The organism is Candidatus Zixiibacteriota bacterium (genome assembly GCA_040753875.1).
Taxonomy (GTDB): domain Bacteria; phylum Zixibacteria; class MSB-5A5; order GN15; family FEB-12; genus DATKJY01.
Genome location: JBFMDV010000002.1, coordinates 73,810 through 97,445 on the forward strand (window position 1 = coordinate 73,810; position 23,636 = coordinate 97,445).

Genomic DNA, 23,636 nt, shown 5'->3' on the forward strand with positions numbered 1-23,636 from the left:
TCGGCTATGATTCAGGAATATACAGTCTTGTCGGTTGCTGACAACTCGGGAGCAAAGCGGGCGATGTGCTTCCGCATTCTGGGCAGCCGGAAACGAACCGCCTCGATCGGCGACATTATCGTCGTGGCGGTCAAGGAAGCGATCCCCGGCGGCACCGTCAAGAAGTCCGAGGTGTGCCGTGCGGTCGTGGTCCGCACCCGTGGCCAGCTCCGGCGCAAGGACGGCTCGCTGATCCGATTCAGCGACAACGCGGCGGTCATTATCAATGAGCAGAACGAACCCCGGGGCACCCGCATTTTCGGCCCGGTAGCCCGCGAGTTGCGCGAGAAACAGTTCATGAAGATCGTGTCGCTCGCGCCCGAGGTGCTCTAAGGGAGGATGGAAGATATGCATATACGCAAGAACGATACCGTGTACGTCCTGACCGGACAGGACAAAGGCAAGACCGGTCGCGTGCTGTTCGTGAATGCCGACAAGGGAACATTGCTCGTGGAAGGGATCAGCCGTCGCAAGCGGCACCAGCGCCCCACCCAGCGAAATCCCAAGGGCGGCATCATTACGAAGGAAACGCCCATTCACATCAGCAATGTGGCGCTGTACAGCCCGTCGCTTGGTGGCCCGACCAAGGTCAGCACCAAGGTGATCGACGAAGGGGGCAAGAAGCAGCGGGTGCGAATTTGCCGCAAGACAGGTGAGCAGTTATAAGAGGCGGCGGCTATGACAAGATTACAGGAAAAATATATCAAGGAAGTGCAGCCCAAGCTGATGAAGGAGAACAAGTACTCCTCCTCGATGCAGGTGCCGCGCATGACCAAAATCACCGTCAATGTCGGCGTCGGTGAAGCGACTCAAAACGCGAAGACGCTCGAAGCGGCTGTTTCGGATCTGACGGCGATCACGGGCCAGAAACCGCTGGTGACCAAGGCGCGCAAGAGCATTTCCAATTTCAAGCTGCGCAAGGGCGTGGCGATCGGCTGCATGGTCACGCTGCGACGCGAGCACATGTACGAGTTCTTTGATCGGCTGGTCAATATCGCCATGCCGCGTATCCGTGACTTTCGCGGCGTCAGCCCTAAGTCGTTCGACGGGCGCGGCAATTACAACCTGGGACTGAAAGAACAATTGATCTTTCCGGAGATCGACTACGATAAGATCGATAAGATCCGGGGCATGACCATCTGCATTACCACGACCGCCAGGACGGACGACGAAGCCCGTCAATTGCTGGCCGAGATGGGGATGCCGTTCCGGAAACAGTAGGAGTCGCATGGCCAAGAAGTGCCTGATTGAAAAACAGAGACGGAAACCGAAGTTCGCCGTCCGCGCCTATCACCGCTGCCGTCGCTGCGGTCGGCCGCACGCCTATCTTCGCCGGTTCGGTCTGTGCCGAATCTGCTTCCGTGATATGGCCCTGTCCGGCAATTTGCCGGGCGTCGTCAAGGCCAGCTGGTAACCGTTGCTGAGAGTTGTTGGGAGTATGCTGTTATGAGTATGACCGACCCGGTCGCTGACCTGTTGACCCGGATACGAAACGGCTCCAAGGCCAAGAAACCGGCCGTGGATGTGCCCGCATCGAAACTGAAAGCGGAGATCGTCCGTATCCTCAAGGACACCCATTTCGTGCGGGATTTTATCTCGCTGCCGGATAGCAAGCAGGGGATTCTCCGTGTGTATCTCCGTTACAGCCGTGGCGACGTTCCCGTCATCAAGGGTATCCAGCGAGTCTCCAGCCCCGGCCTTCGCCGGTATCTTGGCGTCGATGATATCAAGCGATCGACCCGGTTCTCGCAGGGAATTACCATCATCTCGACCTCAGCCGGCGTGATGACCAATATTGAGGCTGCACGGCGCGGCGTGGGCGGCGAAGTGCTGGTGCGGTGCTGGTAGAGGAAGGATAGTACTATGTCGCGAATTGGCAAATTGCCGGTCGTCATCCCCGAGAAGACCAAGGTCGAGTTGGCCGGATCATCTATTACCGTCACCGGCCCCAAGGGTTCGCTGTCCCGCGCCATCCACCCGCAGATATCGGCGTCGGTAACTGGTCAGGAAGTGTCTGTTACGCGATCGAGCGACCTCAAGAAATATCGGGCGCTTCACGGCCTGACGCGCGCCCTCATTCAGAATATGGTCAAGGGTGTGACCGAGGGTTACTCCAAGGAGCTGCAGATCGTCGGTGTCGGCTACCGTGCGGAGCTCAAAGGGAAAGCCGTCATTCTGTACCTGGGATATTCGCACCCGATAGTCTTTCGGCCGCCGGCCGGGGTTACCGTGACAGTTGAACCGAAGGAGAGCAAGATCCGCATTGAGGGGATCGACAAGGAGATGGTCGGGCAGACAGCGGCCAAGCTTCGCTCATTCCGTCCACCAGAGCCGTACAAGGGCAAAGGGATCCGGTACGTGGGCGAACAGGTACGTCAAAAGGCCGGCAAGACCGCAGGATAACGACAGCAAAGCGATTGGTGAGTTGATATGGCTGACAAAGGTATTCAGAAAGACGAGAAAGCGGAACGCCGTCGTCGACGGGTTCGCGCCCACGTTCTGGGCACCGCGGAACGTCCGCGGCTGAGCGTTTCCAAGTCGCTCAAGAACGTGTTCGTTCAAATCGTGGACGATGAGAACAAGGTCACGTTGATAGGGCTGGCGTCCAATTCGGCCACCATCGCCAAGGAGCTGGCGAAGCTGAACAAGACCGACCAGGCCAAGCACGTTGGCAAAAAGGTCGCCGAGCTGGCCAAGTCGAAGGGGATCGAAGCGGTCGTGTTCGATCGCAACCGATTCCGGTTCCACGGGCGGATCAAAGCGCTCGCCGATGGCGCGCGCGAGGGCGGCCTGAAATTCTAACGGATGATTTGTGATATGGCTATACAAGAGGTGACGCTTGGCGAAGTTTGAAATGGACAACCTCGAACTCGAGGAAAAAGTGATCAGCGTCAATCGTGTGGCGAAGGTCGTCAAGGGTGGTCGCCGTTTCGGCTTCACGGCCCTGGTGGCGGTGGGCGATCGCAACGGCAAGGTTGGGATCGGGCTCGGCAAGGCCTCCGAGGTTTCTGAAGCGATCCGCAAGGGGACCGACGCCGCCCGCCGCGCTATGACCAAAGTGAACTTGGTCAGCGGTACCATTCCGCATCGTATCGACGGCGTGTTCGGCGCGACCACGGTTGTGATGCGCCCCGCGTCTCCCGGAACCGGCGTGATCGCCGGCGGCGCCGCGCGTGCGATTCTGGAATCAGCTGGCATTCAGGATATCCTGGCCAAAGTGCTCGGCAGCCGCAACCCCAACAACGTGGTCAAGGCGACGATGAACGGCCTGAAGAGTCTGCGGACGCGCGACCAGGAGCAGGCGTTCCGCGAACAGGCGTAGGCGTCCGATCACGGCGAGGAAATGTCATCATGGCCAGATTGAAAGTTACACAGATTCGCAGCATCATCGAGCGCAAAGAACCGCAGAAGCGGACTATCAAGGCGCTCGGTCTGGGTCGTCCTCACAGCACCGCGGTGCACAACGACACGCCCCAGATCCGCGGGATGATCAATGCCGTCCGACACCTTGTGAAGGTGGAAGAGGTGGAATAAAGGAGCAGCGTCTCAATGGATCTACATTCACTGAAACCACCCAAAGGGGCGAAGAAGGCTCGCAAGCGCGTGGGACGCGGTCCCGGCTCCGGCATGGGCGAAACCTCGGGCCGCGGTCACAAGGGGTCCAAGGCTCGCAGCGGCGCCCATATGAAGGCCGGGTTCGAGGGCGGGCAGATGCCGTTGCATCGGCGTCTTCCCAAGCGCGGTTTTACGAATATCTTCAAGACGGAATTCCAGGTGGTCAACGTGGCCGACCTGTCCCGCTGCGATGTGGGCGAAGTAACGGTCGACACGCTGAAATCCGTGGGCCTCATCAAGAGCACCTGTATCCCAGTAAAAATTCTCGGCAACGGTACTGTTGATAAAGCGCTTGTGGTGAAAGCGGCCGCCTTCTCCAAGTCGGCCGTCGAGAAGATTACCGCCGCGGGCGGCAAGACCGAGGTGATTTAGTGTTAGAAACCTTCAATTCGATCTTTAAGGTTGAAGAGCTGCGGCGAAGGATTTTCTACACCTTCGCCCTGCTTGTTGTGTACCGTATTGGCGGTCACATCCCGACCCCCGGGGTCGATGGCTCCGTGCTGGCGGCGGCGCTATCGCAGCAGTCGATCTTCGGCTTGCTCGATCTTTTCGCAGGCGGCGCCTTTGCCAAGGCCACCATCTTTGCCATGGGCATCATGCCGTACATCTCGGCGTCGATCATGCTTCAGTTGCTCGGGGCGGTAGTGCCGTTCCTGCAGCGGCTCCAGCGCGAAGGCGAGGAAGGACGCCGTAAAATCACCCAGTACACTCGCTATCTGACAGTGCTGATTGCAGCATTGCAGGCCTGGGGCACGGCCGGATTCATTACGACCATCAATTACAACGGCATCAATGCCGTTCACATGGCGACGGCGTCCTTCATTCCACTGACGATCCTCACCTTCACCTGCGGTACCATCTTCATCATGTGGCTGGGTGAGCAGATCACGGAGCGCGGTATCGGCAACGGTATTTCGCTCATCATTTTCATCGGCATTATCGCCCGGTTCCCCGAAGCGATTGTCGATGAAGTGTTGTTTGTCTGGAACGGCACCCGGCCGTTCTACCTGGAGATAATCATGGTGGCCGCGATGGTGTTTGTCGTCACGGCCGTCATTATGATAACCCGCGCGCAGCGCCGCGTGCCGGTGCAGTACCCGCGCAAGGTGATCGGCCGCAAGGTATTCGGCGGCGCCACCACGCACCTGCCGCTATCGGTCAACTCCGCCGGCGTCATCCCGATCATTTTCGCGCAGTCGATCATGTTCCTGCCGTCGACCTTCGCCCAATTGTTTCCAAACACCGACTGGGTACAGAACCTGGTCTCGGTCTGGCTTGCCCCGGGAGGGTGGTGGTATTCACTCATCTATGCGCTGATAATCATTTTCTTCGCGTATTTCTATACGGCGATTGTCTACAATCCGGTGGAAATCGCGGACAACATGCGCAAGAACGGCGGTTACATTCCCGGCATACGGCCAGGTAAGAATACGTCCGACTACATAGAGAAGATACTCACGCGCATCACACTCCCGGGCGCCGTGTTTTTTGCGGCGATTGCCGTGCTGCCGTGGTTGTTGATCGGACAGTTCAATGTCAACTTCTTCTTCGGCGGCACCGGCCTTCTGATCGTGGTCGGTGTGGCGCTCGATACCCTGCAGCAGATCGAGTCGCACTTGCTGATGCGGCATTACGATGGGTTCCTCAAGAAGGGGCGCATTCGTGGGAGGTCGATGTAAGTATGAATCTCGTCTTCCTTGGTCCTCCCGGTTCCGGCAAAGGTACCCAGGCGGCCCGCCTCTCGGCGGCCAGACACGTGGTGCATTTGTCGACCGGGGACGTGCTCCGCGAAGCGGTCAGGAAGGGAACTCCTCTTGGCAAAAAGGCGGAAGCATACATGACCAGGGGGGAACTGGTGCCGGATGCGCTGATAATCGGTTTGATCGAGGACAAGATATCCGCGGGAGAACTTCGGAACGGGTTCATCCTTGATGGTTTCCCGCGAACAATTCCGCAAGCCGAGAGTCTCAAAGAGATGCTGGCGCGGCACAATATGAATCTTGACCGTGCCATTCTGTTCAGCGTTCCCGAAGAGGAACTGGTGAAGCGCCTTTCCGGTCGCTGGCATTGCCCGAAATGCAACGCCGGATACAACTACCCGCTGGCACTTCCCAAAGTGGCCGGACAGTGTGACAAGGACAAAGAACCTCTTCAGCGACGCCCCGATGACGAAGAAGCGGTCGTCAGAAACCGTCTCGTTGTGTACCGGACACAGACCCGGCCAATCGAGGATTTTTATCGCCGGGAATCGGTGTTGACTGAGATACAAGGCAACCAATTGCCGGATAGTGTCTTTGCGGCGTTACTTAAAGTGACGGATAACGTAGGAGCCTTGTGATCGTCTTGAAATCACCGGAGGAAATCGAGATCATGCGGCGGGCCGGCCGACTGGTGGCTATGACCCTCGATATGGTCGAACAGGAGATCGAACCGGGCTTGACCACAGAACAGCTTGATCTCCTGGTTGAGGATTTCATTCGGTCTCATGGGGCTATCCCGGCATTCAAGAATTACCAGGGATATCCCGCTTCGGCGTGCGTCTCCATCGACGACGAAGTGGTGCACGGGATACCTGGCAAACGGGCGCTCCGCGAAGGCGAGATCGTTTCGGTGGATATCGGTACGATCGTAGACAAGTACTACGGTGACTCCGCCCGAACTTTCCCTATCGGTGAGGTGAGCCCCGAGAAGAAGCGGCTTATGGAGTACACTCGGAAAGCGCTGATGGCGGGTATTGACAAGGCTCGCAAAGGCAATAGATTAGGTCAGGTTTCCGCAGCTGTTCAACTGGTTGCGGAGAGTCAGGGGTATGGAGTGGTCCGACAGTTGGTCGGACACGGCATCGGCCGGAAAATGCACGAGGAACCCCAGGTTCCCAATTTCGGTTCTCCTTCGGAAGGGCCGACCCTGCAAAGCGGCATGGTCCTCGCCATCGAGCCTATGATCAACATGGGCACGTATGATGTCAAGACGATGCCTGACGGCTGGACAGTGGTGACGGCAGACGGGATGCCGTCGGCTCATTTCGAGCACACGGTCGCAATTACCGACAACGGCCCGGATATCCTGACCCTGGCATAGCGAGGAGTATGGCGAAAGAAGAGACCATTACTGTTGAAGGCAAGGTGATTGAACCGCTGCCCAACGCGATGTTTCGCGTTGAGTTGGATAATGGTCATGTCGTGCTCGCGCATATATCGGGAAAAATGAGAATGCATTTTATCAAGATCCTGCCGGGCGACAAGGTGACACTGGAATTGTCGCCCTACGATCTCAGTCGCGGTCGGATCACGTATCGATACAAGTGAGCGGAAAAGGACTGGTGCGGATATGAAAGTTCGTTCGGCTATCAAGAAGCGTTGCGAGCACTGCAAGGTGATCAGGCGGCGCGGCGTGCTGCGGGTCATCTGTTTCAAGAACCCCAGCCACAAGCAGCGTCAGGGTTGAGAAAACGTTAGTGTGAATAGAGAAGAGGTGTTACTTGGCCCGTATCGCTGGAGTTGATCTCCCCAAGGACAAGCGTATCGAGGTAGGTCTGACCTATATCTTCGGGATCGGTCACCGGACTGCCCAGGAGATTCTGCAAAAGACGGGTGTGAATCCCGATGTGCGCGTCGCCAAGCTTTCGGACGACGATGTCACTAAACTTCGCCGGGTCATCGAAAACGACTACTCGGTGGAGGGGGCTCTGCGCGGCGAGATAAACATGAATATCAAACGGCTTATCGATATCGGCAGCTATCGCGGCCTGCGGCATCGCCGGGGACTTCCAGTCCGCGGCCAGCGCACGAAGACCAACGCGCGTACGCGCAAGGGCCCGCGCAAATCCGTAGGCGGCCTGAAAAAGAAGCCGGCCGGCAAAGTCTAAGAATCGATTACGTATAGAGGTTACTTGTGGCGGAACCAAAAAAGAAACGCATCAAGAAGAAAACGCGGCCAACCGACTCCAACGGAGTTGTCTTCGTCAAGGCGACATTCAACAACACGTTGGTGACGATCACCGATTCGTCGGGGCGTACCGTCTCGTGGGGCAGTGCCGGCAAAGTCGGGTTCAAAGGATCCAAGAAGTCCACGCCGTTCGCGGCGCAGATGGCTGCGGCTTCTGCCGCCAAAGAGGCGCTCGATATGGGGGTGCGTCGCGTCGAAGTCTGGGTCAAGGGTCCGGGCGGCGGTCGCGAGGCGGCTATTCGGTCGCTGTCGGCGGCCGGCCTCGAGGTCACGCTCATCAAGGATGTCACGCCGATTCCACACAACGGGTGCCGTCCCCCCAAGCGTCGCCGCGTGTGAGTGAATGTAGTGTTGAGTTGTAATAGGAGAGTCGATGGCTCGTTATCGTGACGCCAATTGTAAGCTGTGCCGTCGGGAAGGCGAGAAGCTCTTTTTGAAGGGCGCCCGCTGTTTTACCGACAAGTGCGCGATCGAGCGGCGGCAGTATGTCCCCGGGCAGCATGGCCAGACGCTTCGCCGGAAGGTATCGGCGTACGGCCTGCAGTTAAGGGAGAAACAGAAAATCCGCCGCACCTATGGCGTGCTGGAAACACAGTTTCACAATTACTTTGAGAAGGGTGAAGCCAAAACCGGTATTACCGGTGAGAATCTGATCCGGTTTCTGGAATGTCGTTTGGACAACCTGGTGTATCGCCTCGGCTTTGCGCCATCGCGCAAGGCGGCCCGCCAACTGGTCCGCCATCGCCACATACTGGTCGATGGCCAGACCGTGGACATTCCCTCGTACCAAGTGAAACCTAACCAGCGCATCCGGGTCCGCGACAAATCCAAGGGTCTGGATATAGTCCACGCCGCGCTCAAGATGGGACGCGGTGAGGAGATTCCGTGGTTGCGCCTAAATAAAGCAGCGCTCGAAGGTGAGCTCCTGGCGGTTCCGCAACGGTCTGAAATTCCGTTGACCGCAAACGAACAGCTGGTCGTCGAGTTGTACTCCAAGTAATGTTGCCGTCTGGGAGGTTAAGACCAAGATGAAATGGAAGCCATTAACAATGCCCAAGGAGGTCGTGTGCGACCAGTCCTCGGCAACGGAAAACTACTCGCGCTTTACCATCGAGCCGCTTGAACGCGGCTACGGGGTGACGCTCGGCAATTGTCTGCGCCGTGTCCTGCTGTCGTCGATTCAGGGCGCCGCGGTCGTGTCGATCCGCGTCAAGAGCGCGTTACACGAATTCGCCACCATCCCGGGCGTGTTCGAGGATGTCACCAATATCGTCCTCAACGTCAAAGGGATCATCGTGCGTCAGCACGGCGATGAGATGGTCACGCTTCACCTGAAATCGAATCAGAAAGGAAAGCTGACCGCCGGCATGTTCGAGGGAACGCCGGATATCGAGATCCTCAATCCCGAGCAGCCGATCTGCGAGCTGACGGACAACGTGGAATTTGAAATGGAGATCGATATCGACTCCGGCCGCGGCTACAGCATCGCCGACACGAACAAGCGCCCCGATGCCCCGGTTGGGACGATCTTCGTGGACTCGCTGTTTTCGCCGGTGACCAAGGTCGCCTATCAGGTGGAAAACACCCGTGTCGGTCAGAAGACCGACTATGATCGACTGATCATGGAGATCACCACCAACGGCGCCATCACGCCGGAAGACGCACTCAGCTATGCCGCCAAGCTGATCAAAGACCACTTGCAGATGTTCATTCACATGGACGAGCAGGTGATGGTCGAGGAAGAGCCGCACGAGGACGAGGAAACGCTGCGGATTCGAAACTTGCTCAAGACGCGAGTCGAAGAGCTGGAGTTGTCGGTTCGGTCCTCCAATTGCCTGCGCGCCGCCAACATCCAGACCCTGGCGGATCTGGTCACCAAGAGCGAAGCCGAGATGCTCAAGTACCGCAATTTCGGCCGCAAATCGCTCAACGAGATCGGCACGCTGCTGGAGCAGATGGACCTGTCCTTCGGGATGGACATCTCCCGTTTTCTGGAGCCTGTCAAGAAAGTCTAAATTGAGATAGAGAAATGGGACATCAGGACAAAGTTGCCAAACTGAACCGGACCAGGTCGCATCGTGAGGCCATGCTGGCCAATATGGCGATGTCGCTCTTTCAGCACCGCGTCATCCGCACTACCGATGCCAGGGCCAAAGCCCTGCGCCCTCTGGTTGACCGGTTGATCGTGACCGCGAAGAAAAACACGCTCGCCTCAAAACGAGAGGTGGGTCGAACCGTTCACGTCAAAGAGGTTTTCACAAAGCTCTACGGCGAGATCGTGCCGCAATTCGCAGAGCGGAATTCGGGCTTCACCCGCGTCATCAAGCTGGGGGTCCGTCGCGGCGACGGCGCCCCGATGTCTGTTGTCGAGTTGCTGACCGCAGCTCCGGTTGAAACGGAAGAAGCAAAAGGCAAGAAGGCAAAAAAGGGCGAGAAGGGGAGCGCCAAAGCCGCGAAGCCGTCAAAAGCGACCACCAGGAAAACGAAGGCATCGGCCAAGTAGTTTCTGTAAGGCACTCGCAACAAGAATCGTACCAAACCCGCCGACTGGCGGGTTTTTTTATTGGCGCTACGCAAATCGCTTGTGAAGGTCACGGTTCATCGTTATATAAATCTTCGTTAAGTGATTCTTTAATCTGGTATCATGAACCGCTTGCATCAAAGCGTCGAAGCTGCATTCGCCACAAGTTCGTACCAAGTATAAACCTTCAACTCACAGGGGAGCCATGGAACAGGTTCAAAAGAAGGGAATGTCCAAAGGATGTCTGGTGGCGCTCATCGTCGCCGGCGTTCTGCTGCTGCTCATCATAATCGCAGCAATCACCTGCTACGTCAAACGCGACGATCTGGCGAAATTCGGCGCCACAACTGTCATCTCAGCCTTCAAGACCGAGCTCCGTCAGCACCCCGTCGAGGGGATCGACACCACCATGTTCTTTTCACTTACCGATTCGTTTACGCAGCGGCTGCAATTCGAACCGCTCGATTATACCAGATACAGCCAGTTCATGAACACCGTGCAGGCTGTGATGGCCGACAAGAAGCTTGATTCGGCGGAAATCGGCGATCTCGAAGACGCTATGTTGGACTATTTCCCCGAGCTCGATACGCTCGGCGGCGGGACTGTTGCACCGGCCGAAGAACCGGTGCCGGACACCACAGCCGAAAATCAACAGGACACGAGTAAGTAGGACAGGCGTGATCTGGTGACTCCTCCATGTCCGGTATAACGTCACTTTGGCCGATGGTCCTTTCCTATCTGCTTGGCGCCGTGCCTTTTGGCCTGTTGGTGGCGCGCGGGTTCGGTGTCCCGGATATTCGCGCACTGGGTTCACGCAATATTGGCGCTACCAACGTGTGGCGTGTGATCGGGCCCAAGGCGGCCGTGTGGGTGTACGTGCTTGACATTGGCAAAGGGGCTGTGGCGGTGCCGCTTGCGAGAGTCGTCGACCAGGATCTCATGCCGCGTGAGTTGTTCTTCACCTTATGTGGTTTAGCGGCAGTAATCGGCCACATATTCCCAGTCTACTTAAAGTTCCGCGGCGGTAAGGGAGTCAACACTGCGTTGGGGGTCATGGTCACACTGCTTCCACTCGAAACCGCGATTTGCCTCATACTCTTCCTTGCAACCGTTGCGCTCACGCGTTATATTTCCCTCGGTTCAATGCTGGGGGCAACCGGTTTGGCCGCGGTACTCCTTATCGAGCGATTCGCGCTTCACCGTGAGCTGTCCCTCATCTATGTCGGTCTGGGTCTGGTCATGATGGTCATCGTTGTGCTCGCACATCGTTCCAACATTCGCCGCCTGGTGGACGGTACCGAAAACCGTTTTTCGTTCACTTCTCCGACCAGGGAGTCCGGCTCACATGGCTGAGCGTGTCGGTATTATCGGCGCCGGTTCATGGGGTATGGCTATGGCGCGCCATCTGGACCGTAAAGGGTGCCATGTGACTCTTTGGGCGTACGACCCTGTTGAATATCGTACCCTTATCACAACCCGGGGGAATGCGCAACGCCTGCCTGCAATGCGGCTTAATGATTCGGTATTGATCTCCGATGATCTGCCTTCGGCTACAGCCGGATGCGATTGGTGGCTGCTGGCAGTCCCCTCGCAGTTTCTTCGGAGTGTGCTGACCCGACTGCCGCGAAATCAGCGTCCCCGGATCGGATTGGTGAACCTGGCCAAGGGTATAGAGACCACCACACTAATGCGGATGTCCGAGATGATCCGCAGGGTACTGGATTGTGGTCCGGAGTCTGTCGCCACCGTGTCAGGTCCGTCGCATGCCGAAGAGGTTATACTGGACATGCCGACTACCATCGTCGCGGCTGGAATTTCCGAACCGTTTGTCGCCAAGGTGCAAACTCTGTTGAGCGGAAGTACCTTCCGAGCCTACACAAGCACTGACGTGATCGGTGTGGAGCTTGGCGGTTCACTGAAGAACGTCATTGCACTGGCGGCGGGGATTGTCGACGGTCTCGGTTTTGGCGACAACACCAAAGGCGCTTTGATCACCCGCGGCCTTGCGGAGATCACGCGACTGGGGCTGGCGATGGGGGCAAGAGCTGAGACGTTCGCTGGTCTCTCGGGACTCGGTGACCTGGTGGCCACCTGTACCTCACGGCACAGCCGCAACCGCTCAGTTGGGGAACGGATTGGGAGGGAAGAAACGCTGGCATCCGTTTTGGCTTCCATGACCATGGTAGCCGAGGGTGTGGAAACGACACGCTCCGCGCATGCACTTTCTCAACGGGAAGGGGTGGAAATGCCGATCACCAATGAGGTCTATCGCGTACTTTTTGATAACAAGCCACCGGCTGAGGCGGTGGCCCATTTGATGGGACGAACACTCAAAGCGGAAGTCTGGCAATAGAGGGCAGTGCTATGAGCGCGATGAAACTGGACGCCGTCACTAATGGCAAGCTCTATTACTCCATCAGCGAGGTGTCACAAATGACCGGTTTGGAACAGTATGTCCTGCGCTATTGGGAGAAGGAGTTTCCGACGCTTCGTCCCAAGAAGAACCGGGGTGGCAACCGCTTGTATACGTCCAAGGATATCGAGCTCATCAACCGGATCCACCACCTCCGCACTAAGGAAAAACTGACTATCGCCGGCGCTCGCACCAAGTTGATGCTCAACCGCGGGTCCGAGGAGAACTCGGAACTCATCTTCAAGGCCAGGATCCGCACACTTGTCGGGAAACTGCGCAAGGACATCGACGAACTCCTGAAATTTTTCCCTTGAGACTCGGCCGATTTGGACTACATTCCGGTTGCCGGGTTGTTTCGAGCAGCTCGACAGGCCCTGTCGGAGCGTAGCGCAGTTGGTTAGCGCACTCGCTTGGGGTGCGAGAGGTCGGCCGTTCGAATCGGCTCGCTCCGACCATATCCAGGCATCGTCCCCGGTTCCGGGTCAGGTGTAGAACCTACAGATGCAACATGCACAAGCAGAATTCTCAGCGCTCGTCGTGGTCCCGGTCTACAACGCGGAAAAGTACCTGCCGGAACTCATTCGGCGAATCCGCCAGTTTGTCTGTGACGAAAACCTCTTGCTGATAAACGATGGTTCCACCGACAGCAGTTTCGAACTGATCAAGCAGGCCAATGTCAACTATATCTCTTTCCCGCGCAATCGCGGCAAGGGAGCGGCACTGATAGCCGGATTCGAATACGCCGTCAAGCACAGCTATCGGTCTGTTCTTACCATTGATGCCGACCTGCAACATGCGCCGGAACGCCTGCCGGAGTTTTTCGCGCTCGATAACGGTCGACGGGTTATCATCGGCACCCGCAAGATGGACCGGAAGGTCATGCCGTTCGACCGCTGGCTGACCAATAACCTGACCTCGTTGATAATATCCGTGTTCTCGACTCAGCGGGTGCGCGACAGCCAGTCGGGCTATCGGCTGATACCATGCGGTCTGTTGAAATTACTACCGCTCCGAACGATTAACTATGACCTGGAATCCGAGATGTTGTTCAAAGCCGGGGCCATTGGTTGCCCCGTTGCCGAGGTGAACATCCCCACAATCTACGAGGGGTCTCACTCGTTCATCAATCCGTTCAAAGATACGCTTCGGTTTGTCCGGCAGATATGGCGGCGGATTTGGTGCTGAGAGCAGGGGAGGAAGAGTCCGTCATAGTCATTGCGAGGCGCTTCGCCGAAGCAATCCCTACCTGGTGCGTGCCACACCCGCCGAATCACCCTGCCACTTGCTTTTCGTCCTGGTTCCTTCTACACTGGTGCATATGGCCCGAAAGCTCATCCTGGTCACCAATGATGACGGCTATCGCTCCGATGGCATCAACGCGCTGTTCGATGTTCTTTCGAAGAAGGTTGATGTCTACATGGTAGCGCCGGATCGCGAGCAATCAGCCAGTTCCCATTCTCTGACGCTTAATCGGCCGCTCCGTATGCACCGGTTGGATAAGCGCCGCTACGCCACCGACGGCACACCCACGGATTGCGTCATGCTGGGGCTACATCTGCTGTTCAAGCGGCGACGTCCCGACATGATTATCTCCGGCATCAATCACGGAGGCAACATGGGGGACGACATCACCTATTCGGGAACGGTGGCGGCTGCTATCGAAGGGGCTATTCTCAAAATACCGTCCATCGCGGTGTCGATGGTGCAATGGGAGCCGACGATGTCTATGGTGCGTGCTGCGCGGTTCGTGGCGCGCTTCGCGGACCATTATGACGCGCTTCAGCTCGAGGCTTCAAGCTTCATCAATATCAATTTGCCGCCCGACAATGGCAGACCATATCGTAAATTCGAATTCACCCGCCAGGGAGTCCGCCTGTACAAGGATGTCGTGATACACAAGACCGATCCGCGAGGTCGGTCATACTATTGGATTGGCGGCAGACCCCAGTGGAAAAGCACTACCCAGTCCGATTTTGAGGCGGTCCACCGCGGGGTGGTTTCAGTAACTCCAATGAAGATCGACTTCACTGACGCCATAGCCCTTCAACGCCTGCGCGATTTCAAATTGCGACTTTAGTCATGTTGCGACCATAGGAAGGGATGTCAGGGTCTACGCTACCGACAAAACAGTTGACAAACTGTCGCGGCGGTTTATACTGATATGCTTTGATACATTCGGGGCGTAGCGCAGTTGGTAGCGCGCTTGGTTCGGGACTAAGAGGTCGCTGGTTCAAATCCAGTCGCCCCGATTTTGTGCCAGGGAGTGGGGCTTCAGGCAGCAAGGCCGACCAGAACACGCAGGTCATCGTCACGAGCATTTTTCCATGACTCCCTATCGCAAGCCGGTAATTGCCGTCGTTGGGGCCGGCAAAAGCTCCAAAAAACTGCGGGACGAGGCCGCTGAGATTGGCCGCTATGTTGCCGAACATGGCGGGGTCATCGTCTGTGGCGGGCTCGGCGGCGTCATGGAGGGAGCCGCCCGCGGCGCTAAAGAGGCTGGAGGCACAACCATTGGCATAATCCCCGGCGAAAACAAATCCACCGCTAACGATTTCATCGATTATGTAATCCCCACCGGTTTCGGCGAGGCGCGCAACATTTTGGTTATCCGCTCTGCCGATGCTGTGATCGCGCTCCCCGGGAAATACGGCACGCTCACCGAAATGGCCTTTGCCATGATCTTTGGCAAGCCCTTGGTTTCGGTCGGCGCCTGGAAGATGGGAGATGAGGTCATCCAGGTGGAATCCCCGACCGAGGCAGCCCGACTGGCGTTGGAGCTGGCGACTAAGAGTCTATGAACGATGTCGGTGCCGAGATACGGGTTCGTGGCCAAGTACAGGGAGTGGGCTATCGCCATTTTGTCTGGACCAGGGCCAACGAAATTGGGCTGACCGGCCGGGTGAGGAATCTCTCTGATGGTTCCGTTTCCATTATGGCCGAGGGGGACCGAACGCTCATCGAGACGTTGATCCAAGAACTCAAGGTCGGACCATATAGCGCTATTGTCTCCGATGTCAACGTGCGCTGGACCAAATTCACGGGTAATTTCCATCGATTCGATATAACACGGTGAAGGCACCATGGAAGAACTAAAGCAATTTATCCGAACCGTCCCGGGTTTCCCCAAGCCGGGGATCAATTTCTACGATATCACCACTCTGTTCCAAAACCCTCGAGGCTTCGATATGGCGCTCGATGCCATGGAGAAGTTCGTCCGTTCTCAGCGGGCCGAAAAGATTCTGGGGGTGGAGGCACGCGGCTTCGTACTCGGTGCCGCCCTGGCCGACCGTCTCAACCTTGGTTTCGTCCCGGCTCGCAAACCGGGCAAATTGCCGCATAAGACTATTTCTCAGGAATACTCGCTTGAGTACGGCACTGACAAACTGGAGCTGCATGCCGATGCCGTTTCCAAGGGCGAACGAGTGATGATCGTCGACGATCTCATCGCCACCGGTGGCACGTTGGTGGCCGCCTGCCGTCTCGTGGAGCAACTGGGCGGGACCGTGGCCGGTATCTCCAGCGTGATTGCCCTGACGTTTCTTCCTTTTAAGGAGAAACTGGCTCGCTATCCGGTGCACTACCTGGTCTCCTACGACTCTGAGTAGCAATACTTGCACGGATTCGGCTCGCGTCGTACCTTACTGTTGCCTGTCCGCGAAGCCATGCCCCCGTAGCTCAGTTGGATAGAGCGACGGTTTCCTAAACCGCAGGTCGCAGGTTCAATTCCTGCCGGGGGTATATTCTGTTAGCCCACCTCGAATACCGCCAGCCGGACCCTGCCGCCAACTCCTTTGAATCTATGGGGATACCGCCGAAAAAACGCCGCGAAATCGTTTGACAGACCGGATGCGGCAGGCATATATTTGTTGCTCAGTTTTTGACGCTCGTGCGTCATGAATAAGAATGATTAGGTTGGGAATATAAGGAGTCTTCGGGATGAAAGGGTTTTTGGGAACTGTTGGTGTCATCCTGCTGGTGGCCGGCTCGGCTTTGGCTCAGGTCACATTCGATTTCACAGGCGCGGGAGCACGTGCTGAGGGGATGGGCAAAGCATTCTACGGAGTTTCCGATGATGTTTCGGCGGCGTCCTGGAATCCAGCCGGTCTGATCGTCCATGAGAAACCGATGCTCGGGTTCAGCTATGGCATGTTCGCCCCGCGCGGTCAGTTTGATAACGTCGAGGCGCAGTACGATCGCAGCGGCTCGTTTAACCGCGTTTCGCTCCTGAGTTTCATCGCGCCGGTCCGTGTCCGCGGGCATCAGTTTGTAGGTGGTGTTAGTTATTCAAAAGTCGTTGACGACTATTCATCATTCAATTCAGCTTACGACTTCCGTTTCAGTTTTACGCTGCCTGGCACTAAGATCACCAATATGTACCCTGCGTACACTGAAGGGTCCAGTGAGTACCACTCCGCTCCGTTTGTCCTTAACTTCGCCTTCGGCACCCGTATGTACCGTAGCGTTGCAACTGGGTTCTCGATCAACGTGTACACCGGCAGCGCTATTTCGGAGGTTCGAAGCGTTACCACTATCGATAGCTTTCCCAACCTCGGCAGGGATACGGTCCAGCTAGTGAGGCTGGTTTCACAGGGGAGCACCATAGATTCGGCGAAGTATGGCGGTATCAACTTCACCCTCGGCTTTCGCCACACCAGTGATAATCTGGACGCCGGGTTAGTGATCAAGACGCCGTTTTCGCTCAAATATGAGTACGATCGAAAATCATCGATCGTCAACTCCTTCAACGGCCTGGTCAATACGGCTTCCAGCAGTACAATCTATATGGACAATAACCTCTGGAAATTCGAGATTCCCCTCATAATAGGTGCAGGTGTTGGATACCGCCCGAACGATAAGCTCCTTCTCGCCCTTGATGCCGAACTGCGACAGTATAGTGGCAAACAAATCAAGTCACGAGATACGATCAAGATTCTCCCCGGCGGTAATACAGAAGAGGCCTACAGCGAATTCGATCCAAACTATAGTAATGGTGTGGCCATTCGCGGGGGCGGAGAGTATTTGTGGGAGACAGGGAATCACCTGTTTCCCGTTGTCCCACTGCGTGCAGGAATTGCTCTGGTGCCGGTTATCTCCTTGCCTTCAATATCGTTCAACACAGATTCGCTGGGCCACCTGGTTACTCCCGACTCACTGCCGAGCCCAACCAGGGCAACTGAGATAGTGTTTTCAATGGGGGCTGGCGTGCGGTGGACACAGATTCACCTTGATGCTGCGTATAGTTTTGGTGCGTATACGCAGAACTATCAAGTCGGTCAGGTCTATGATCTTCGGATGCCGGATGTTGAGGAGAAAGCCCGCAACCACCAATTCACCCTGACATTCACGGGGTACTTTTAAGCCACCGGTTGAGAATAGTTCAGGTCGTGCGGCCCAAAGGACCGGACGACCCTTATGCCCCGGCCACAACGGTCCGATACAACGGATAATGATAGAGGATAATTCGAGGTACTGAATGCAGAACAAGGTCAAACTCACCAGACGGCAGATCAAAGAGGACAAATTCGCGACCTTCATGCTGGCGTCCAAAGACCGCATCATGGACAACTGGCAGTTCTATGTCATCGGCGCGATTGTTGTGGTCCTCCTGGTGGTGGCGGTGACCTACTTCATTCAGACCCGCGGCAGCAGCACCATCGAGGCCGGAACCAAGCTGGCCAACGCGCTCATGGATTATCGACAGGGGAATAACCAGGTGGCAATCCTCGGGCTGAATCAGGTGGTCGAGGACTACAGCAGCGATCCTGCCGCCGAGCAGGCCACTTTCCTCCTGGGCAAAGTGAATTTCGCCCAGCGCAACTACCCCGAGGCGATCCGGTATTATGACATGTACCTCGCCAAGTATAAAGACAACCAGCTTTATCGCGCTGCTGCCCTGGCCGGCATAGCGGCCTGCCAGGAAAACCAGGGGAACTACAGCGAGGCCGCCGCCAAATATCTCGCCGCGTTTGAGGCATATTCCGATGGCCCGCTCGCCGGTGACTATAACCTCTCGGCGATGCGCTGCTATCTTAACATTGGAGATGACGCCAAAGCCAAGGCGCGTCTCGATGACATATCCACCAGGTACAAAGGGACCGAAATCGTCTCCCGCGCCCTGGAGTTGTACGCCGAAAAGGGACACGGCCAGACCGGTTCATAAGACTGATTGTGACCACATCGGCTCCAATCAAGGTCGCCATCCTTTGGCACATGCATCAACCCAACTATCGCGAGCCCGGCTCCGACCGGCTGGCGATGCCTTGGGTCCGCTTCCACGCCCTCAAAGATTATCTCGACATGCCGCTTCTGGCGGCCGAATTCCCGAACGTCAAGACCACCTTCAACTTGGTCCCATCCCTCCTGGATCAGTTGGAGTTATACCAAAACGGCGGTGTTGACCGTCATCTCGAACTCTCCCGCCTCAAACCCGAGGACCTGAACCCTTCGCTCAAGCTTGAGATTCTCGACAGTTTCTTCTCCGCCTTTCCGGAGAATATGATCAAGCCGTATTCGCGATATTGGGAGTTGTATAACAAGGCCCGACGAAGCGACGGCCAGAAAAACATCCTGCCGGCGCTCTTTTCATCGGTCGAGATGCGCGACCTGCAGGTCTGGTCGAATCTGGTCTGGATCGACCCGATGTTCCGTCAGGAAGAGCCGCTCAAGACCCTCTTCGAAAAAAAGAAGCAATTTACTGAGGCAGAGAAAGAAGCGCTGTTGCAGTGGGAGATTGAGTACCTGCACCGCATCATCCCGACGTACAAACGCCTCATGAATGAGGGGCGGATAGAAATCTCATTTACGCCTTATTACCACCCCATTCTCCCGTTGCTCTGTGATACGAACAGCGCCCTTGAGGCCTCGCCGGGCATGCGCCTGCCCGACAAGCGTTTTCAGCATCCGGAAGACGCCGACAAACAGGTGGCCATGGCGGTTGACAAGTTCCGTGCGCTGTTCGGCCGCGAGATGACAGGCATGTGGCCCTCGGAAGGGTCGGTGTCGGAACAGGTGCTCGACATACTTCACAGCCGGGGAATTCAATGGGCGGCCAGCGATGAGGAAATACTGCACCACTCCCTCACCAAAGGAGGACAGACCAAAATCTCCAGTCCTCCCCATCATGTGTATGAATACCGCAACGGTCTCCGGCTGTTTTTCCGCGACCACGGCCTGTCGGACCGGATCGGGTTCGTGTACTCCGGCTGGAAACCGGAACGCGCGGTGGCCGATTTCGTCAACCATCTCAAACTGATTCGCTCGGCACTGGCGAATGAACTGAAAGATGCGGTGGTACCGGTCATTCTCGATGGCGAAAACTGTTGGGAGTATTATCCGAACGATGGCGTCGAGTTCCTGACATTATTCTATCAGACGCTTGGTGAAGACCCCGAGATCGAATTGGTGACGATGTCCGAAGCTGCTACAAAGGTGACGCCAAGGCCGCTCCGGTCGCTCTTCGCCGGCTCGTGGATCAATCATAACTTCCGCATCTGGATCGGCCATCCTGAAGATAACCAGGCCTGGGACCTGCTCACCCGTACCCGGGATACGCTCGAACGATTCGCGGTCGAACATCCGGACTTCGATAAGTCCAAGATTGCCCGGGCATGGAACCAGGTATTCATAGCCGAGGGTTCGGATTGGTGCTGGTGGTACGGCGACGAACACCACAGCCCCGACCGAGACCAGTTCGACAAGATTTTCCGCCGTCACCTGGTGGCGGTGTACGAACTGCTTGGTCTGGAGATCCCTATCGATCTGCTCAAGCCGATCATCGGCGGGAGCGTCGAGACTTACACGGTGCTGCCGGAGGCAATGGTGACAGCCTCCATCGATGGCCGCATTTCGCATTTTTATGAGTGGACCGGCGCCGGTCAGTTCGACTGCCTCAAGGCCGGGGGCGCCATGCATCGGGTCGACCGGCTCATCCAGCGTGTCTGGTTCGCCTACGACCGCGAGCAGTTCTATATTCGCCTTGACTTCGCCGATAAAAAGCGTCTACACTTATTGACGAAACCGAAACTGCTGGTGCACCTGTTTACACCGGGCCCTCTGGTTATGGAAGTGACCGGCGATAAGACTGGATTCTCACGCGGCAGTGCGGAGGCTGTCAAGTATGCGTGCGACGATATCATGGAGATCCAGATCAGCCGCCCGGCGATCTGGCCCAATGGATTCGGACCGCTGGGGTTCTGCGTGAGTCTGTTCGAACAAGAACAACGACTGGAGATATGGCCCGAGATCGAGCCGATCCAGCTTGAGATCGCCGAAGTAAACAAGGAAACGTTCTGGCCGTTATAACATCGAGTATGCAGGAGCCCAGGCAAAACGTGAGCGAATCATTCTTTCGCGAAGAACCGAAGCATGTGACCTCGACGGAATCGGCCGGGACGGAGAAGGATAAGGGGGAAGAGGCTGCTCCGGCTGACGGTGACGCTCTGCTGTCCGAAGACGATCGTCTGGCCGCGGTGATGTCCTACATTCCGTTTCTCTGTTTCGTCCCGCTCATGAATCCCAGTTGGAAAGACAACAAGCGGGCCCGCTTTCATGCCCGCCAGGGCGTGGTGCTGTTTCTGGTCGAGCTTGTGGCAGTGCTGTTTCTGATCGACGATCTCGCCAAGTTCGTATTCAAAGCAGTGCTGATCCTCGCTGCTGCGCTCTCCGCCGCAGGAATCTATTTTGCATTGCAGGGGAAAAGCCTGCGACTGCCGTTTATCAGCGACCTGGCGGAAAGATCCAAGCTGTGACAATGTTCAAGCTGCGCCGAGTGCCGGTTTTCGCCTTGGTGTTCCTCTCGCTGATACTTGCCTGCACCACCACCGGACCGGGCGGCAAGAAGTCGTTTATCGTCATCCCTACCAGCCAGGAAGTAACCATAGGACAGGGAATGGCGCATGAGGTCGAACAGACCGAGAAAACTCTCCCGGATACTCTCTGGCAGAACTACCTTGCGCGCGTCGGACGGAAAATCACGTCGGTCTGCGATCGCAACGATCTGGAATACCATTTCAAGGTCATCGAGTCCGACCAGATCAATGCCTTCGCCGCTCCCGGCGGGTATGTCTATTTCTATACCGGTCTGCTTCGCGAGATGCACTCCGAGGCGGAAATGGCTGCAGTCATGGCTCACGAGATTTCCCACGTGGTGGGGCGGCACGGCATCAAGAGACTGCAGGCGACACTCGGTGTTGCCTTGGCCTATCAATTAGCGTTTGGCGATGGAGGAAGTCAGGCCGTAAATACGGCTGTCGGCGTTGGCATGGGGCTTATTTTCGCAGGCTACTCACGTGACAACGAACGCGAGGCGGATCGCTTCGGCATCCAATACATGGTCAAAGCCGGCTATGATCCACAGGGTGCAGTTGCCATGTTCAACACGTTGGCCCGCCTCGGTGGTTCGGGCTCAAACAATGTCTACGAAAAACTCAGCAGCTCCCACCCCGAGACCGCCGAGCGTATCCAGAACGCTGAAGCCGAGATCGCAGCGATGCAACCGCTCCCTTCCGGTCTGACTTCAGGTGGCACCAAATACGCCGAAATGCTTAAACGCCTCCCGCCCAAAGCTCCTGCCAAGAAGTGATCTAATCGGGAAGAAAATTGGCCGGTTTGGACCTTGTTCCCAATATGCCAATCTCTTCTGCGTCAACGCATTAGACACCCGCCAATTTTTGCCAGTTTTTATCGAGTTTTTAGTTGTTCCGAGTGTAGAAATATGCAAACTACACCGTCTGAATTTGGCGGATTTACGCGGAAATTCCTTCAGGAGTCTGCTCAAGAATCCGACAATTCAGTAAGACTGTGGTGACAACATACGCAGTTGCCGCTAACTGCCGACAGAGTAGTGGCTTACAGGTAGCGGGGGTCCGACCCTTGGGTATGTTGTTCAGATGGCAGCCAGTTTGACCCAAGGGGTCCGGGGAAAACCGGCGAGACCTGGGTCGGTCTCAAGCCGTTGCCGCAGTCGATAACTGATGGGAATGGGTTGTGTTACAAGTACTTACCCCTCTGGCCTGCTCGAGTGGCAATTTGTCCCTGCGGGTCGTCGAAGTCGCTGTTTCACGGCATCAGCCTTGCCCCTGCTATTCACGAATGTGGATGCAAGGGGAATATGATGCATAGTCGTGTGATTAAGCGGATTTTAGTCGGCTGGTTCGTTCTGGTCCTCCTCACAGCGCTTATAGGCAGGGTGTCGGTTGCGGCGCCTGATGGCGGACGTACCGCCGCTGACTTTCTACAGATCGGTGTTCTGGCCAACAGTGCCGCCATGGGGGGCGCGTACAGCGCAGTGGCTGAAGGAGCAGGAGCCTGTTTTACCAATCCTGCCGGGCTCGCGGCGACAACGCGTCCTGAGGTGCTTCTGTCACATTTCTCCTGGTACCAGAGCTTGAATCTAGAGCACGGTTCGGTCGCGCTTCCTCTGACCAATCGTCTTGTGCTCGGGGGCGCCATCACGTTTCTCAGCTACGGCAGCATGGAAGGATATGACCGCGATGGAGCCCCAACCGGGAATATCAGTGCCTATGACTGGGCCGGCGGTGTTACGGTGGGATACCAGACTGGTGTCGGGCTGGCCGTGGGTGTTACAGGGAAGTTCATCAATCAGAAATTGGCTGATGCCAATGCATCGACCTTCGCCGCAGACATCGGTGCGCGATATCAACTCGGCAAATTCATATTTGGCGCCACCGCGACGAATCTGGGTGGCACGATGCAGTTTTACAGTACCAAAGAGAAACTCCCCACCTCCACCCGGATAGGCGTGGCGGTAGCACCGTTTGGTAACTCATTCCTTACTTCAGTCGACCTGGAGAAGAAGGCGTACGGCGAAACCGTGATACATCATGGCGGCCAGTTCGCCTACCGCGATCAGTATTTCGTCCGCGCCGGCTACAACTACTATCCGGATCGCGACTACCGTTCCCTCGGCACGGGTGTTTCGTTTGGTGGCGGAATCCGTTTCGGCGGGCTTACCATCGACTATGCTTTCACGCCCGGCGATTCTCAGGTGGCCGATGACCTTCATCGGTTCTCCTTGGGCATTGCGTTGACGCGTTAATCCCTCTTGACAATCAGCACGTTTGTCGGTTTGCCGCCCTCCTT

At 56.6% G+C, this 23,636-nt stretch carries 35 protein-coding genes and 3 tRNA genes; all 38 read left to right on the forward strand.

The features are described from left to right. Positions 1-6 precede the first annotated feature (6 nt). Complete coding sequence (gene rplN, locus AB1644_00880; protein MEW6049609.1) at positions 7-372, forward strand: 50S ribosomal protein L14; 366 nt, start codon at positions 7-9, stop codon at positions 370-372. Positions 373-387: 15 nt separating this feature from the next. Further along, positions 388-705, forward strand: a complete 318-nt coding sequence (gene rplX / locus AB1644_00885) for a 50S ribosomal protein L24 (protein ID MEW6049610.1) — start codon at positions 388-390, stop codon at positions 703-705. Between the two features lie 12 nt (positions 706-717). Then, the gene (gene rplE, locus AB1644_00890) at positions 718-1,260 is read left to right on the forward strand and encodes a 50S ribosomal protein L5 (GenBank protein ID MEW6049611.1); all 543 of its coding nucleotides are present in this window, start codon (positions 718-720) and stop codon (positions 1,258-1,260) included. Positions 1,261-1,267: 7 nt separating this feature from the next. After that, entirely contained in the window at positions 1,268-1,453 is a 186-nt protein-coding gene (locus tag AB1644_00895) for a type Z 30S ribosomal protein S14 (protein MEW6049612.1), read from the forward strand. Between the two features lie 32 nt (positions 1,454-1,485). Next, positions 1,486-1,887: a 30S ribosomal protein S8 gene (gene rpsH, locus AB1644_00900; protein MEW6049613.1), complete on the forward strand. Its 402-nt coding sequence runs from the start codon at positions 1,486-1,488 to the stop codon at positions 1,885-1,887. A 15-nt stretch (positions 1,888-1,902) separates the two neighbouring features. Next, on the forward strand, positions 1,903-2,442 hold the full coding sequence (gene rplF, locus AB1644_00905) for a 50S ribosomal protein L6 (GenBank protein ID MEW6049614.1): 540 nt from the start codon (positions 1,903-1,905) through the stop codon (positions 2,440-2,442). A 27-nt stretch (positions 2,443-2,469) separates the two neighbouring features. After that, positions 2,470-2,841 carry a 50S ribosomal protein L18 gene (gene rplR / locus AB1644_00910; protein MEW6049615.1) on the forward strand — a complete coding sequence of 124 codons (372 nt, stop codon included), beginning with the start codon at positions 2,470-2,472 and terminating at the stop codon, positions 2,839-2,841. 37 nt (positions 2,842-2,878) lie between these two features. Further along, on the forward strand, positions 2,879-3,361 hold the full coding sequence (gene rpsE / locus AB1644_00915; GenBank protein ID MEW6049616.1) for a 30S ribosomal protein S5: 483 nt from the start codon (positions 2,879-2,881) through the stop codon (positions 3,359-3,361). Between the two features lie 29 nt (positions 3,362-3,390). Next, complete coding sequence (gene rpmD / locus AB1644_00920) at positions 3,391-3,573, forward strand: 50S ribosomal protein L30 (protein MEW6049617.1); 183 nt, start codon at positions 3,391-3,393, stop codon at positions 3,571-3,573. A 15-nt stretch (positions 3,574-3,588) separates the two neighbouring features. Further along, positions 3,589-4,026 carry a 50S ribosomal protein L15 gene (rplO, locus tag AB1644_00925; protein ID MEW6049618.1) on the forward strand — a complete coding sequence of 146 codons (438 nt, stop codon included), beginning with the start codon at positions 3,589-3,591 and terminating at the stop codon, positions 4,024-4,026. Further along, positions 4,026-5,333 carry a preprotein translocase subunit SecY gene (secY, locus tag AB1644_00930; protein ID MEW6049619.1) on the forward strand — a complete coding sequence of 436 codons (1,308 nt, stop codon included), beginning with the start codon at positions 4,026-4,028 and terminating at the stop codon, positions 5,331-5,333. Before rplO ends, secY begins: the two co-directional genes overlap by 1 nt. A gap of 2 nt (positions 5,334-5,335) precedes the next feature. After that, positions 5,336-5,992 carry an adenylate kinase gene (locus tag AB1644_00935; protein MEW6049620.1) on the forward strand — a complete coding sequence of 219 codons (657 nt, stop codon included), beginning with the start codon at positions 5,336-5,338 and terminating at the stop codon, positions 5,990-5,992. Further along, positions 5,989-6,735, forward strand: coding sequence for a type I methionyl aminopeptidase (map, locus tag AB1644_00940; protein MEW6049621.1), 747 nt, complete (start codon positions 5,989-5,991; stop codon positions 6,733-6,735). Before AB1644_00935 ends, map begins: the two co-directional genes overlap by 4 nt. Positions 6,736-6,743: 8 nt before the next feature. Next, the gene (gene infA, locus AB1644_00945) at positions 6,744-6,962 is read left to right on the forward strand and encodes a translation initiation factor IF-1 (GenBank protein MEW6049622.1); all 219 of its coding nucleotides are present in this window, start codon (positions 6,744-6,746) and stop codon (positions 6,960-6,962) included. A 22-nt stretch (positions 6,963-6,984) separates the two neighbouring features. Beyond that, the gene (gene rpmJ, locus AB1644_00950; protein MEW6049623.1) at positions 6,985-7,101 is read left to right on the forward strand and encodes a 50S ribosomal protein L36; all 117 of its coding nucleotides are present in this window, start codon (positions 6,985-6,987) and stop codon (positions 7,099-7,101) included. A 34-nt stretch (positions 7,102-7,135) separates the two neighbouring features. Next, positions 7,136-7,522 carry a 30S ribosomal protein S13 gene (rpsM, locus tag AB1644_00955; protein MEW6049624.1) on the forward strand — a complete coding sequence of 129 codons (387 nt, stop codon included), beginning with the start codon at positions 7,136-7,138 and terminating at the stop codon, positions 7,520-7,522. A 26-nt stretch (positions 7,523-7,548) separates the two neighbouring features. Beyond that, entirely contained in the window at positions 7,549-7,941 is a 393-nt protein-coding gene (gene rpsK / locus AB1644_00960) for a 30S ribosomal protein S11 (protein MEW6049625.1), read from the forward strand. 34 nt (positions 7,942-7,975) lie between these two features. Beyond that, positions 7,976-8,602 carry a 30S ribosomal protein S4 gene (gene rpsD / locus AB1644_00965; GenBank protein MEW6049626.1) on the forward strand — a complete coding sequence of 209 codons (627 nt, stop codon included), beginning with the start codon at positions 7,976-7,978 and terminating at the stop codon, positions 8,600-8,602. Between the two features lie 28 nt (positions 8,603-8,630). Further along, the gene (locus tag AB1644_00970; protein MEW6049627.1) at positions 8,631-9,617 is read left to right on the forward strand and encodes a DNA-directed RNA polymerase subunit alpha; all 987 of its coding nucleotides are present in this window, start codon (positions 8,631-8,633) and stop codon (positions 9,615-9,617) included. 14 nt (positions 9,618-9,631) lie between these two features. Next, the gene (rplQ, locus tag AB1644_00975; GenBank protein ID MEW6049628.1) at positions 9,632-10,105 is read left to right on the forward strand and encodes a 50S ribosomal protein L17; all 474 of its coding nucleotides are present in this window, start codon (positions 9,632-9,634) and stop codon (positions 10,103-10,105) included. A 223-nt stretch (positions 10,106-10,328) separates the two neighbouring features. Beyond that, a complete protein-coding gene (locus tag AB1644_00980; protein ID MEW6049629.1) occupies positions 10,329-10,793 on the forward strand; it encodes a hypothetical protein in 465 nt (154 codons plus the stop codon). A 26-nt stretch (positions 10,794-10,819) separates the two neighbouring features. Next, positions 10,820-11,476 carry a glycerol-3-phosphate 1-O-acyltransferase PlsY gene (gene plsY, locus AB1644_00985; protein ID MEW6049630.1) on the forward strand — a complete coding sequence of 219 codons (657 nt, stop codon included), beginning with the start codon at positions 10,820-10,822 and terminating at the stop codon, positions 11,474-11,476. Continuing rightward, complete coding sequence (locus AB1644_00990; protein MEW6049631.1) at positions 11,469-12,476, forward strand: NAD(P)H-dependent glycerol-3-phosphate dehydrogenase; 1,008 nt, start codon at positions 11,469-11,471, stop codon at positions 12,474-12,476. Before plsY ends, AB1644_00990 begins: the two co-directional genes overlap by 8 nt. Before the next feature lie 11 nt (positions 12,477-12,487). Further along, complete coding sequence (locus tag AB1644_00995; protein ID MEW6049632.1) at positions 12,488-12,850, forward strand: MerR family transcriptional regulator; 363 nt, start codon at positions 12,488-12,490, stop codon at positions 12,848-12,850. Positions 12,851-12,914: 64 nt separating this feature from the next. Beyond that, positions 12,915-12,991, forward strand: a tRNA-Pro gene (locus AB1644_01000). A gap of 46 nt (positions 12,992-13,037) precedes the next feature. Next, complete coding sequence (locus AB1644_01005; protein MEW6049633.1) at positions 13,038-13,721, forward strand: glycosyltransferase family 2 protein; 684 nt, start codon at positions 13,038-13,040, stop codon at positions 13,719-13,721. Positions 13,722-13,854: 133 nt separating this feature from the next. Beyond that, positions 13,855-14,613 (forward strand): 5'/3'-nucleotidase SurE, encoded by a 759-nt coding sequence (surE, locus tag AB1644_01010; protein MEW6049634.1) that lies wholly within the window; start codon positions 13,855-13,857, stop codon positions 14,611-14,613. Positions 14,614-14,712: 99 nt separating this feature from the next. Then, positions 14,713-14,785: transfer RNA gene (locus AB1644_01015), tRNA-Pro, on the forward strand. 75 nt (positions 14,786-14,860) lie between these two features. Beyond that, positions 14,861-15,334, forward strand: a complete 474-nt coding sequence (locus AB1644_01020; protein ID MEW6049635.1) for a TIGR00725 family protein — start codon at positions 14,861-14,863, stop codon at positions 15,332-15,334. Beyond that, a complete protein-coding gene (locus tag AB1644_01025; protein MEW6049636.1) occupies positions 15,331-15,609 on the forward strand; it encodes an acylphosphatase in 279 nt (92 codons plus the stop codon). The genes AB1644_01020 and AB1644_01025 overlap by 4 nt, the downstream gene beginning before the upstream one ends. 7 nt (positions 15,610-15,616) lie before the next feature. Next, positions 15,617-16,141 carry an adenine phosphoribosyltransferase gene (locus AB1644_01030; protein MEW6049637.1) on the forward strand — a complete coding sequence of 175 codons (525 nt, stop codon included), beginning with the start codon at positions 15,617-15,619 and terminating at the stop codon, positions 16,139-16,141. Positions 16,142-16,200: 59 nt separating this feature from the next. Continuing rightward, a tRNA-Arg gene (locus AB1644_01035) sits at positions 16,201-16,274 on the forward strand. Between the two features lie 198 nt (positions 16,275-16,472). Beyond that, entirely contained in the window at positions 16,473-17,894 is a 1,422-nt protein-coding gene (locus tag AB1644_01040; GenBank protein ID MEW6049638.1) for a hypothetical protein, read from the forward strand. A 115-nt stretch (positions 17,895-18,009) separates the two neighbouring features. Next, positions 18,010-18,696 carry a tetratricopeptide repeat protein gene (locus AB1644_01045; GenBank protein ID MEW6049639.1) on the forward strand — a complete coding sequence of 229 codons (687 nt, stop codon included), beginning with the start codon at positions 18,010-18,012 and terminating at the stop codon, positions 18,694-18,696. A gap of 8 nt (positions 18,697-18,704) precedes the next feature. Beyond that, positions 18,705-20,837, forward strand: coding sequence for a glycoside hydrolase family 57 protein (locus AB1644_01050; GenBank protein ID MEW6049640.1), 2,133 nt, complete (start codon positions 18,705-18,707; stop codon positions 20,835-20,837). A gap of 29 nt (positions 20,838-20,866) precedes the next feature. Further along, positions 20,867-21,283 (forward strand): hypothetical protein, encoded by a 417-nt coding sequence (locus AB1644_01055; protein ID MEW6049641.1) that lies wholly within the window; start codon positions 20,867-20,869, stop codon positions 21,281-21,283. Positions 21,284-21,285: 2 nt separating this feature from the next. Then, positions 21,286-22,116, forward strand: coding sequence for a M48 family metallopeptidase (locus tag AB1644_01060; GenBank protein ID MEW6049642.1), 831 nt, complete (start codon positions 21,286-21,288; stop codon positions 22,114-22,116). A gap of 543 nt (positions 22,117-22,659) precedes the next feature. Then, entirely contained in the window at positions 22,660-23,592 is a 933-nt protein-coding gene (locus AB1644_01065; protein MEW6049643.1) for a PorV/PorQ family protein, read from the forward strand. The last annotated feature ends 44 nt before the right edge of the window (positions 23,593-23,636 follow it).